The following is an 11712-nucleotide window of genomic DNA, read 5'->3' as shown; positions in this document are numbered from 1 at the left end:
ACGACTCGAATGGTGTTCAGACTTTTCAAGAAAGCGCAGGCGACCGCCGACATCTCCTGGCACCGCCGACTCTCGGATCAAGGCGTTCACGTCGGTCGAACGGGCAGCGGGGCCCATCTGCACAGCGAACTTCTTTCTGGCTACCTTGCTCAGCTCGTCGATGATGGACTGGCAGACCAATTGGCAGAAGACGAGGTGCTGATCCCTTGGCCCGCAGTCTACGAGGCAATGCGCAGCCCTGGATACGATGAGCTACCCGCAGTATTGGAATTGCCACCGTTCACAGACAGTGAAGTTACACTACAAAGCCGAAACTCCCTGATTGACCATGACTTTTCCATCGCCGTGGCCGCTTGGCGCTCTGACAAGTTCAGAAACCAGCCAGATGTCATCGGAGCGATGTTGCTTCGCGATGAGCGGATGGAGCTCATGCGCCCGGAGCAATGGGAGCTCTTCTCCGAGGTCCGCGACTTCGCACGGCGCAGACAAGAGCAACGCGATGAGCGGCTGCATCGCCAGGCCTGGGGTCGAATCCGGACTCTGGCACTGAAGGCTGGCGCACGACTCGACGACTTCCTTCATCGCTCGGTGGTGCTCACCCCGGAGCGGCTCGACATCGCGCTGCGCAAGTCTGCGCAGATAGCCGACGATAACGTCATTGAGATTGAGCCGACGTTCGCCGGTGCACCTCCAGATTGGCTGGAGCGCTTCGACAGATCTCGGGAAGTCCTGGACAGATACGACATCGTCACGCCCGAGGGCATCGTCCAAGTCCTCATCACGCCGCAGGTCAAGACTGTCCTCCAGGAGGTGAAGCGACTTCCCCTGCGCCGGGTTGCAGGCTCGCGGGCTCAAGCCTTCATCCTGAACCCGTACGCAGCCCTGGGCCCGGACGCCCAGGAAGTCATCGACGAAGGACAGTTTGAGTCTGCCCGCGAAAGCGCTGGCCTGCAGTACGAGCGCTTCGCTCCGATGATAGAGCGCGACGGCACTGGCTACCCGTTGCGCGTTGGCCTCCTAATTGAGTCGGCGAGCGCGACAGGCCCGGCAACGTCCGAAACCGAGTGGCTGACGGACGAGGACCTTGGGAAGTTCGTCACACGGTTGGAAGGCTCTCTCGCCAAGGGCTTCCAACTGCTGGGCTGGAACGGCTACGACCTGGAGCTGCAAGGCGAGACACCGGCGCACCTGGCTGAACTGCGAGGGGTCTTGGAGCAGCGGCGCAAGCCCGCCGCGATGGTCTCCTACGCCCAAGTACATGACCTCAGCGCGTACTCCACCCGTATCGAGGGTATCGACGTCGAGAAACCGTACTACTCGCCGTACATCACCAAGAAAAAGGATGATGAAGGCTGGTTCCCGGAGAACGTCTTACCTCTGATTGCGTATACACCCGAGGGCGACACCGAGCTCGTGGCTGTCCCTGCAACGAAGGACGCATTGGACAAGCTACGGGAAGCGGTGGGCAAGGCAGAGGCAGCCGGAAAGGACGCCGTCGAGGTTCCTTGGCTGCCCAAGCCGATGCCCATTGAGGACGCAAAAGACATCGCTGGAATCTTCGATGAGGTTCTGGACGAGGTTAAGCGTAAGAATTTCGACCCGGAACGGAAGGTTGTCGAGCGCAAGGAGAAGCTCGGCGCAAGAAAGACGCTCATCCTTCGAGCTAACATCCAGGCGGTCGACTATGAAGAACAGCGGCGAGAAGCGCTGCTGGCGCTTCCCGCCGAGCCAGACCTTCCTCGCTGCTTGAACCCGAACTTCAACCTACTGCCTCATCAGCAGCAGGGCTTGGCGTGGCTGCAGCATTTGCACCGCTCCCGGGCGGAGTACCATGTACGCGGCGCAGTGCTTGCCGACGACATGGGCCTTGGCAAGACTTACCAGCTGCTCACGTTCATGGGCTGGCTTGCCGAGAACGACCGCGGCGTCGCGCCGATGCTAGTGGTCGCCCCTGTATCCCTGCTGGAGAACTGGAAGGACGAAGCAGGCAAGTTCATACGGCCGGGTACGTTGCCCATCCTCACGGCCTACGGCGAGTCCCTCGCGCCACTGCGGGTGCCGCGAGAAGCCATTGATGAGCGCCTGCGCACTGAGGATGGCTTGGTGCGCTTCCTGAAGCCTGGCTGGGTCGGTGGGGCAAAGGTAGTTTTGACCACCTACGAGACGTTGCGCGACCTCGAGTTCTCCTTTGCTGCTGAGCGCTGGTCTGTGATGGTTTGCGACGAGGCCCAGCGCATCAAGAACCCAGCAGCGATGGTTACCCGGGCTGCGAAAAAGCAGAACGTCGGCTTCAAGGTGGCGTGCACAGGAACGCCGGTCGAGAACACTCTCGCTGACCTTTGGTGTCTGTTCGACTTCGTCCAGCCAGGTCTGCTGGGTGCCCTCAACGACTTCGGCCAACGGTATCGAAAGCCGATTGAGGCGCGGGACGATGAAGAACGCGCTCGGGTCGAGGAACTTCGCACCCGCATCTCCCCTCAGATTCTGCGGCGCACGAAGGCCGAGGTCGCCAAAGACTTGCCGCAGAAGGTCATCGTCGACGACTGCCGCCGACTTCGTTTGTCGACGACACAACGCAACCTGTACGCCAAGGCGATTGAGGACTTCAAGAAGCGCAACGACCCGTCTGCCTCAGTTCCCTTCAAGAACCATCTGGGGCTGCTGCAGTACCTCAGGCTCGTATGCACAGACCCTCGGCGACATGGGTTAGCGGCGTCCAAGCCCGAGCCACTGTCGGACTACCGAGCCAAGGCGCCGAAGTTGGACTGGCTGCTTGGTCAGCTCGAACGCATTCGAACCAAGGATGAGAAGGCCATCATCTTCTGCGAATTCCGAAACATCCAGCGGCTGCTGCAGCACTACATTGAGCAGACCTTCAAGGTACGCGCGGACATCATCAACGGCGAAACCAGCGCTGCAACAAGCCACGCCGCGAGCCGTCAGAAGCGTATCAAGGCTTTCCAGGAGAAGCCTGGTTTCGGGGTCATCATCCTCTCACCGGTGGCTGTCGGCTTCGGCGTGAACATTCAGGCTGCCAACCACGTCATCCACTACACACGGACCTGGAATCCTGCCAAAGAGGACCAGGCGACGGACCGTGCGTATCGCATCGGGCAGGAGAAGGACGTCTTCGTCTACTACCCAGTCGTGACCGCCGACGACTTCTCCACTTTCGACGTCAAACTCGACCAGTTGCTGACCAAGAAGCGGAGGTTGGCGAGCGACATGCTCAACGGCTCCGGCGACCTTGCTCCCGGTGATTTCGACATTGTCGACGTAGTTCCTGGCGGTGACGCTGCTGAGCTTCAGGAGCGTATCGATCTGGACCTTGTCCTGCGAATGGAGTGGCGTCACTTCGAAGGATTGGCGGCTGCACTCTGGAGCAAGCAGGGCTTCGACGTTTGCTATTGCACTCCTGGTACGAATGACCAGGGTGTAGATGTCGTGGCCATCTCAGATGGTCATGGCGTGCTGATTCAAACCAAGACTTCAAGCAATGAGGGGGCAAAATTCGGCTGGGAGGCCATCAAGGATCTTGTTGGCGGCGAAGCTTTTTACCAGCGCAAGCACCCCAACGTACAATTCAAGAAAGTTGGAATGACAAATCAATTCTTCAGTGCCCAAGCGCTCGAACAAGCTGAGCTGAACGGTGTAATGTTAGTTGATCAGAACAGGTTGGGGGAACTACTAACGCAGTTCCCCGTAACGATGCTTGAGCTGGAGCGACTTTTGTATTCTGAGTGGGGAAGTGAGTAACTGGCCGAGTACAGTGTCAATGACTGACACGTTTTCCGTTGCGGCCCTTCAGGCCGAAAACGCTCGCCTGATCGCGCTGCTATTACTCCGGCCCCGTTTATTTGTACGCCGAACCTACCGTAAGCCGCAGCCGGCGTGCGTTGGCTTGTACGCTCAATTCGGGCCGGATTAATAGATATGGTCGATTCGCATCCCATAGCCCCAGCCCTCCGTGCCGACATCCAGGCCCGTCTATCGGCCATCGAAACCGAACACGGCGTGCGCGTACTCTATGCCTGCGAGTCCGGCAGCCGGGGATGGGGTTTTGCCTCGCCCGACAGCGATTACGATGTCCGCTTCATCTACGTTCATTCACTGCCCTGGTACTTGCAGGTCAGTGCGCAGCGCGATGTGATCGGGGTGCCGATTTCTGACGAGCTGGACATCAACGGCTGGGAACTGCGCAAGGCGTTGGGCCTGTTGAAAAAGGGGAACGCCACGCTGATCGAGTGGCTGGACTCGCCGGTGGTGTACCGGGCTGAAACGGACTTTCTGCACGCGATGCGGGAGGCGGCCCGCCAGACCCATCAGGCCGAACGCTCTTTCCACCATTACGTGCACATGGCGCGTAAGAACTACCGCGAGTACCTGCGCGGCGACACTGTGCGCCTGAAGAAATATCTGTACGTGCTGCGCCCACTGCTGGCCACGCTGTGGATCGAGCAAGGACGCGGTGCGGCGCCGATGCGGTTTCAGGATCTGGTCGATGCCATCGTGACCGATCCAGCCTTGCGCGAGGCCATCGCCCAGTTGCTGGCCATCAAGCGCGCGGCGCTGGAGTCGGAATACGGCCAGCCACTGCCGATCATCAATGCTTTCATCGATGACGAACTGACCCGGCTCGAATCGGTGTTGCCACCCTTGCCGCGCGACACTGACTTTTCGATTTTGGACCGGTTGCTGCTGGACACCGTACTGCAGCCGGAAGCCCGGAGGACACCCGAATGTTGAACCGCTTGCCTTCTGCCGGAAAACTTCTGCGCATGAATCGCCGGCAACGCAAAAAGCTGCGCGTGGGCGAGTTCCAGGAACGGGTGTTTGAGGTCCGAATGCGATTCCACAACCCCATGGATGATGCCGCCCACGATGATTTTCTGGATGGGTTCATCGCGCTGATCGAGTCGCGCCACCTCGCCGTTGGTGGGCTGGGCGGCCAACTTCCCTTGATGGAAACAGATGGCATCGTGTCCGCGTGGGGACGTGGTTCGCCCACCGAAGAGGACCGGCAGGCCGTGCTCGATTGGCTGCGGCGCCACCCCCGTGTGGCCGGCGCAGAAGCCGGTGATTTCATGGATGGCTGGTACGGCTGGGACGATGCGCCATGAGTCGCAGCCGCCGCAAGACACCGATTTTCGGCCACACCACCGCCCGCTCGGAAGCCGATGACAAACGCCTGTGGCACAAGCGCTGGCGCTCGCGCGAACGCGATCAACTGGCATCCCTCGGTCCAGACGGCGATCCGTTGCCGGTGCATCGCCAAGCCGTGTCGAGCACTTGGGATATGGCCAAGGATGGAAAACACTGGTTCGATCCGCGCCGCCAACGTGAGATGGCGGAACGCATCGCCACCCGCCGTAGCCCATTGAAGCCGGAATGCAAAGCGCTGCAGGCCCGGCTGTTAGCCAAGTGGCGGGCGAAATAATCCATCGGCAGGGAGTGATGTGTGGTGATGGGTCACTTCCGAGACAAACAGACATACTTACAACGTATATTCTTCATTACTACGTCAAGTGCCGGAGGTTCCGCTATGTCCAAAGAAGCTATTTTCACCATGAAGCTGGAGCCAGAGCTACGTGCCGAGTTCATGGCCGAGGCAAAGGCCAGCCATCGACCCGCCTCACAGATCCTACGTGAATTGATGCGCGAGTTCGTGCAACGCCAGCGCGAGGCGCGGGAGTACGACGAGTTTCTGCGCGGTAAGGTTGCCGATGCTCGGGAACAGATCCGTGCAGGAGAGTGCGCCAGCGCTGACGATGTGGAGGCCCGGTTCGCTGCACGACGTGCGCAGTTGCTGGCCAAGGCAGGGCGTGCTGGCGAATGAGGGTCTTCTGGGCCGCTGCTGCAGAGCAAGACCGCGCCGACATCATCGACTACATCAGCCAGGACAACCCGCTCGCCGCCGTAACTGTCGCTCCTTGTCAAGCCATCTAAACACGCTGCCGCACATCCCAGTGGACAGATTTCGCCCGCCGATTCAAGTCTTCCAGCGTCAGAACCGGAGCCATCTCGGCTACGCAAGCCTCCACGATTCCCGGCGCCAAGCGCACCAGCCGCGCAATCCGGCTGACCTGCGCTATATCGATGCCCTCCGCCGCCGCGAGTTCTGACAACGATTCGAACTTCCCCTCATCCAATAACCGCTGCCAGTAATGCGCGAGGCCGAGTGCTCGGATGAGCGGCGTGTCCTGCTCGCCTCTACGCTTTTCCACTTCCCGCTTGGCTTCTTCCTGAAACGCCGCCGGAGTTCCCAAGGGCGTCAGGATCTCCCGTTTCAGCCCTCGCTTCACCAGCGTCCAGGGCAGAAAGGTTTCCAACTGAACCCCGCCTGCCGGCTGGGGAAGGGATACGGTGCGGGGTTTGCCAATGATGATCCCGCGGTCTTTCTTCGCCATCGTCGCCTCTACTCGAAACTCACCATGAGATCCCGCTGCTCTGCCCAATCGACCGGCAGTGGATGCCGCTGGAACCACATCAAGGTCAGGGGCCGGGGTTGTCGTCCGGCCATCAGCCGTTCGATGAGGTCGGGCGCCAACAGGGTGAGGCGCAGCAGTTCGTTCACCGTGGAGGGGTGCAAGTCTTCCTGGCGGGCGATGTCGGACCCGCTGTGGACGACACCGGTGTCGAGGAGATGCTGCCAGTACAACGCCCGGCCCAGGCCGACCAGGAACGGGAGATCATGCGCCGGGGCGGCCGTCGCTACCAGCCGTTGCACTCCACGTCGTCGGAAGGTCAGCGGCACGAAGGATTCCCAGGCGTCGGTTTTCATGCTGCCGTCTCCATCTCTACCAACTCGGCCCCTATCGTCCTGGGCGCGAATTCGCTGAGCAGTTCTTTCCAACCCAAAGCCCGCCATCGGATCCTGAGACCGCCGTCGGCGAGTTCGACCCGCTCGATCATGAGCTGAACGATGCGGTGCCGCTCGGCCGGGAACAGTTGCTCCCAGACAGCACCGAGCTGTCCCAGGGCAACCACGACCTGGGCTTCGTCGAGGTCGGCCGTTTGCGCCTGCACCGCCTGCCATATGGCCGCAATGGCTTCGGGACTGGCCAGGACGGTCCGGATCTGGGCGAGGGTGGCCGCTTCGATTTCTTCGGCCGGCAGCCGAACGCTGGTCTTGTGTCCGGCGCCGAAACGCGCTTCGGCCTTGGAGAAGTAATAGCGGTATTGGCGGCCGTTTTTCCGCACGTAGGTCGGGTACATCTTTTCGCCCTCGGCGTCGTAGAGCAGACCGCGCAGGAGCGCGTCGGTCCGTTCCCGTTGCCGGGTTTCGGTGGCGCGGCTGCGGGCATCCCGGGCCAGGACGGCGTGGACAGCGTCCCACAAAGTGGCTTCGATGATCGCCGGGTGGGCGCCGCTATGCCAACTGCCCTTGTGGGAGATTTCGCCGAGATAGATCCGGTTGCGCAGCAGGTGGTGCAGGTGTTTCTTGTCGATCCGGGCGCCGGGGCGATGTCTGCCGTCCTGGGTGATCCAGGCCTTGGTGGTGATGCCTTCGGCATTCAGCGCCGCGGCGATCCGGGTGGTGGAGCCGACGCTGAGCATGTCCTGGAAAATCCGTTTGACGAGGGCCGCTTCCCTGTCGTTGACGACCAACTGCCGGTTGGCGACGTCGTAGCCCAAGGGCGGCACCCCGCCCATCCATAACCCCTTGCGCTTGGCCGCGGCGATCTTGTCGCGGATGCGCTCGCCGGTGACTTCGCGTTCGAACTGGGCGAAGGACAACAACACGTTCAGCATCAGCCGTCCCATCGAGGTGGTAGTGTTGAACTGTTGTGTCACCGAGACGAAGGACACGCCCTGGCGCTCGAACACTTCGACCATGCGTGAGAAATCCGCCAAGCTCCGGGTCAGCCGGTCGATCTTGTACACCACCACGATGTCGATCCGGCCGGCCTCAATGTCGGCCAGCAAGCGCCGCAAAGCCGGCCGCTCGGTGTTGCCGCCGGAGTAGCCGGGGTCGTCGTAGTCGTCAGCGACCGGGATCCAGCCTTCGATCCGCTGGCTGGCGATGTAGGCGTGGCCGGCCTCTTTCTGGGCGTCGATGGAGTTGAACTCCTGGTCCAACCGTTCATCGGAGGACACCCGGCAGTAGACGGCACAGCGTTGGCGGGGCTTGGACGGGGCGCCGGTTTGCACTTCCATACGGTTCGATGCCCTCATGTCCCCTCCCCGGCTTGGCGCAGGCCGAAGAAGAGCGGGCCGGACCAGGCGGTGCCGGTGATGTGACGGGCTACCGCGGTCAGGCTCTTGAAGCTCTGGCCGGCATAGTCGAACCGCCCTTCGGCGGTGACGGTGACCTTGTGGTCCTGCTCGCCCCATTCCCGCACCAGCACGGTGCCGGGCGGGAGGTGAATCGCCGGCGACACCCGCCGGGACTTGATCTTCGAGTGGCGCTGGCCGACCTGCTCCAGGCGTCGACGGGTCTCGGGCGCGAGGCCGCCGTAGGCGGCTTCCTGAATCTTGTAGGCGATGCGGGATTCCAGGTAGTTCCGATTGGGATGGGTCGGACGGCGCGGGAAATATTGATCCCACAACGTCCAGAGGTCTTTGATCGGCAAGGTCGGGAGCGAGGCTACTTGGGCCGCCACCGAGAGTTTGAGGTCGTTCATCACACACGCTCCGGTTGAGAGGGAGTGGTATGGACGCGCTTCCCGGCCAGTAAGCCAAGGTCCAACCCGGTCTTTTTCTCGGGTTCGATCAGGTAGGTACGAAGGATCGCGGCGGCCAGGATCGTGGTGATCTCGTGGACGCGTTGAGCGGAGGAGAGACGTTCGGGCGGTGTGAGGGATGGCATCGTCATAGGCAACTCAACAATCGTTTGGCACGAAAGGGATGCCTACCAGTCTCCGTCACAACCCGATCGCCGCACCATCCCGAGATTTCGAAGGTCTACGGGTCGTTGCAGGCCATTGCAAAAACGGGGCGAATGTTTCCGCTCGGAAACCGCTTTGGAGGGTGCTTTCGACGACCTGGCAGCCCAGGTTTCGACACCAGAACTTGCTGTGATAAAGAACCTGCTATCGCCTGAATCGTCCCTGGCGGATGGCCGAATCCATCCGCTCGGCCGGATCGTCGTCCTCGTCCTCTTCACCCTGCCAGCGCAGCTCGGCCTTCGGCATCAGCAGGAGGGCGAGCGTGTAGTCGTAGTGCTCGTTGACGAAGATCAACTCCGTCAATGGCATATCCCGGGGCTCCTTGGGAAACCAGGTATTGGCCGAGAGGCTCCCTGCCTGTATCGGAATGTCGCCATTGCGACCATGGACCAGGGACTCGGGGGGAACGGCATAGGTACGCTTGCGAGTGGCGAATACCGCACCCGACTTGAATGCGGCCTGATTGGATCGAGCCCACAACAAATGATCATCACGGACGGCGACGAGCACCGCCCGGTTTTCGGCGATCTCGATCCATTTCAAGGCAGCTGCCGTCAGCGAAACGCCGTAGCGCTCGGCGCAGTGGCCCAGCAGCTCGAAGGAAACACGCTCCTTGCCGATCTGCTGCCGGAAGTCGTCCAAAGGCATCAGGAGGTAGGACGCGAACGTGTCCGCTTCGGTTTCGAGCTGTCGCTCTTCGGCATCCCATTCCTCCATGTCCTGTTGGCTGCAGCTGAAGATCTCCTGCCGGTCGCGGTGCAGCAGGTAATGGCCGAATTCATGAGCCAGCGTAAAACGGATCCGCCCCCTGGACCGGACTGCAGAGTTGTAGACGATTTTCCATTGGGTCTTGCTGGGATGGGCCGCTAGCATGCCTTCGAACCCCGGTAGATCGGCGCCCTTGATCTGGGTGATCGGTGCGTGCGGGAAGCACTGTTTCGAATACTCCAGCGCCAGTGCCTCCACATCGACCGGAAACCGTTCGCGCCCCAGTACCTGCCCGAGCATCACGTTGAGCCGATTGGCCTCGGCCGTTGGCCACTTGCGCTCGGTCATGGATCGTCGTCCCAGACATCGATGAGTTGCCGCAGCTTCTTCTTGGTTTCCTCCGGCATCTTCTTGTACTTCCGGAAAAAGGCCTCATCCGCGACTGCCGCGTCGGGCGTCATTTCCTGGTCATTCATCAAGAACTCCGTCGTGACCTCCAACACGGCGGCGATTCTGGCGATCTTTTCTGCAGACGGGTTGGGAGCCTCCTTGTTTTCGAGCTCCCAAAGATAGCTCTTGCTGGATTCGGTTAGGTCGGCAAGCTGATCCAGGCTCAGTTTCTTCTGCTTGCGCAACCCCCGGATTTTCTCACCCAAGGGCGATGGCACGGTGTTTCTCCTCTCGTCAGGTCTATTCATGTCACCGCAGGCGACCTTAGGAATATAGCACCGTGCCGAACGAATTCGTATCGGCTTGACAGAACATTCAGCAGCCCGCAATAATTCGCATCGTTCGGTGTACCGAACCTATCCGTCCCATTTGGTCAGTGTTCGTGGCTCAAGCCGCTCATTCCTCGTTTTTTCTTCAGTACAGGAGAAATCATCTTGGCTGCATTCAATCTTCGTCACCTCATCCGGGAGATCCCCGGAAAAACCTGGCGCGACTATTTGGCAAAGCGGTCTATCGAGGTCGGTGACGATTTCGATTGGGAGGCGGAAGAAACCGCGCTGGCAAATGCCCTGATTGCCCGCTTCGAGAGTCTCGAGGACAGTGAACAACGCGCGGCGGTCCACGCGGAAATGCGCAGGGTTCACCGACTGGCCCAGCGCAAAGGCATCTACGCGCTGCTCAACGCAGGGCATGGACAGTCCGAGATTCAGGAAGGTTTCGAACAATTGCACAACCACGCCGAGCGCGCCCTTTGGACCTGGGTGCATTGGCCGGCGGTGTTTCAGATCGGCGAGCGGTTGTTGCAATTCGATCTGAGTGCCGGCACCCGGGCCTGGAAACGGCAGGCCATCAAAGTCAGCGAACCCGTATCTAAAGAGGAAGAGAATATCCGGGCGTTGGAAACGGCGCTGTCGACGTTGATGTCGCGCCGGAAAGGCCCCCGACGGGCGTGCCGGATCGATGTCTGCGAGCGGTGCCTCGATGGCGGCGTTCAGGTCAACATCTACATCGAGGACGACCCGAACGATCTGGTGGAATTCGTCGAGGAAGGCATGAAACGCCGGACCACCCGACCGGCGGGCAATCTGGCGCTGGTGTATTACCCGATCTCCGGGATCGTCGACAGTGTCGGTCGAGGCGGCGCACGGATCCATGTCGCCCTCGTCACCCTGTTCGCAAAACATCTCCTCAACCGCGACGTCAAACCAGAGGCTGTCAAGCAGCCGATGTTCCATCTCAACCGTCTGCGTTTTGGACTCGCGTTTGTCGAAGGCGATGCCATCGATCTGGCGGCCCATGGCGTGGATCGAATCCGGCTGCGGCAAGTCCGAGTACGTGCCACGATCCCCCCGCACTGCGATTTCTGGGTCGAGACGCCAGCGGATCCGAACGAAGCTTGCGCATTCACGGCATCCAGTACGCACTTGCAGGAGAGAGACTTCTTCCGAGGCCCCTTCAACTTGGTCGAAGTGGTGATCAGCGTCTACTTCGTCCCGAATGAACCGGGAAAAATCGGCCATGTCCTGAACATCGTGCTGAAACAGTCCGGCGTGTCCAACCTGCGCGACATGAGCGAGAACGACGCGCAACTCGCCGACGCCCTGCTACGCGCGTGGCAGGTCACCGAACCGAGCGAATTCGAAGCCAAGCTGGCCGCCTAGGTGAC

At 60.8% G+C, this 11712-nt stretch carries 13 protein-coding genes; 6 read left to right on the top strand and 7 right to left on the bottom strand.

Annotation, left to right across the window (positions count from 1 at the left end):
• Positions 1-9: 9 nt before the first annotated feature.
• From OOT43_RS15655 to OOT43_RS15635, 5 genes are all read left to right on the top strand, one after another.
• Positions 10-3756, top strand: a complete 3747-nt coding sequence (locus OOT43_RS15655; protein WP_266021495.1) for an SNF2-related protein — start codon at positions 10-12, stop codon at positions 3754-3756.
• A 177-nt stretch (positions 3757-3933) separates the two neighbouring features.
• The gene (locus tag OOT43_RS15650) at positions 3934-4746 is read left to right on the top strand and encodes a nucleotidyltransferase domain-containing protein (protein WP_266021494.1); all 813 of its coding nucleotides are present in this window, start codon (positions 3934-3936) and stop codon (positions 4744-4746) included.
• A complete protein-coding gene (locus OOT43_RS15645; RefSeq protein ID WP_266021493.1) occupies positions 4740-5120 on the top strand; it encodes a YggL family protein in 381 nt (126 codons plus the stop codon). Before OOT43_RS15650 ends, OOT43_RS15645 begins: the two co-directional genes overlap by 7 nt.
• Entirely contained in the window at positions 5117-5437 is a 321-nt protein-coding gene (locus OOT43_RS15640) for a hypothetical protein (protein ID WP_266021491.1), read from the top strand. Before OOT43_RS15645 ends, OOT43_RS15640 begins: the two co-directional genes overlap by 4 nt.
• A 105-nt stretch (positions 5438-5542) precedes the next feature.
• Positions 5543-5836 (top strand): antitoxin of toxin-antitoxin stability system, encoded by a 294-nt coding sequence (locus tag OOT43_RS15635; protein ID WP_266021490.1) that lies wholly within the window; start codon positions 5543-5545, stop codon positions 5834-5836.
• Between the two features lie 106 nt (positions 5837-5942).
• On the opposite strand, the gene OOT43_RS15630 is transcribed toward OOT43_RS15635, so the two are convergent.
• From OOT43_RS15630 to OOT43_RS15600, 7 genes are all read right to left on the bottom strand, one after another.
• Positions 5943-6407, bottom strand: a complete 465-nt coding sequence (locus OOT43_RS15630) for a hypothetical protein (RefSeq protein ID WP_266021403.1) — start codon at positions 6405-6407, stop codon at positions 5943-5945.
• A gap of 8 nt (positions 6408-6415) precedes the next feature.
• Positions 6416-6781: a site-specific recombinase resolvase gene (locus OOT43_RS15625; protein ID WP_266021402.1), complete on the bottom strand. Its 366-nt coding sequence runs from the start codon at positions 6779-6781 to the stop codon at positions 6416-6418.
• Positions 6778-8175, bottom strand: coding sequence for a recombinase family protein (locus tag OOT43_RS15620; protein ID WP_266021489.1), 1398 nt, complete (start codon positions 8173-8175; stop codon positions 6778-6780). Before OOT43_RS15620 ends, OOT43_RS15625 begins: the two co-directional genes overlap by 4 nt.
• Positions 8172-8624: a DUF2924 domain-containing protein gene (locus OOT43_RS15615; RefSeq protein WP_266021488.1), complete on the bottom strand. Its 453-nt coding sequence runs from the start codon at positions 8622-8624 to the stop codon at positions 8172-8174. Before OOT43_RS15615 ends, OOT43_RS15620 begins: the two co-directional genes overlap by 4 nt.
• The gene (locus OOT43_RS15610; protein ID WP_266021486.1) at positions 8624-8809 is read right to left on the bottom strand and encodes a hypothetical protein; all 186 of its coding nucleotides are present in this window, start codon (positions 8807-8809) and stop codon (positions 8624-8626) included. Before OOT43_RS15610 ends, OOT43_RS15615 begins: the two co-directional genes overlap by 1 nt.
• Positions 8810-9032: 223 nt before the next feature.
• Positions 9033-9944 carry an ImmA/IrrE family metallo-endopeptidase gene (locus tag OOT43_RS15605; protein ID WP_266021485.1) on the bottom strand — a complete coding sequence of 304 codons (912 nt, stop codon included), beginning with the start codon at positions 9942-9944 and terminating at the stop codon, positions 9033-9035.
• Positions 9941-10264 (bottom strand): helix-turn-helix domain-containing protein, encoded by a 324-nt coding sequence (locus OOT43_RS15600; protein WP_266021484.1) that lies wholly within the window; start codon positions 10262-10264, stop codon positions 9941-9943. Before OOT43_RS15600 ends, OOT43_RS15605 begins: the two co-directional genes overlap by 4 nt.
• Before the next feature lie 216 nt (positions 10265-10480).
• Between OOT43_RS15600 and OOT43_RS15595 the strand changes: the two genes are divergently transcribed.
• Positions 10481-11707: a hypothetical protein gene (locus OOT43_RS15595; protein WP_266021482.1), complete on the top strand. Its 1227-nt coding sequence runs from the start codon at positions 10481-10483 to the stop codon at positions 11705-11707.
• The last annotated feature ends 5 nt before the right edge of the window (positions 11708-11712 follow it).

Source organism: Methylococcus mesophilus (genome assembly GCF_026247885.1).
GTDB lineage: Bacteria > Pseudomonadota > Gammaproteobacteria > Methylococcales > Methylococcaceae > Methylococcus > Methylococcus mesophilus.
Note: the sequence above shows the minus strand (reverse complement) of the source record. Positions and strands in the feature narration are given on the sequence as shown.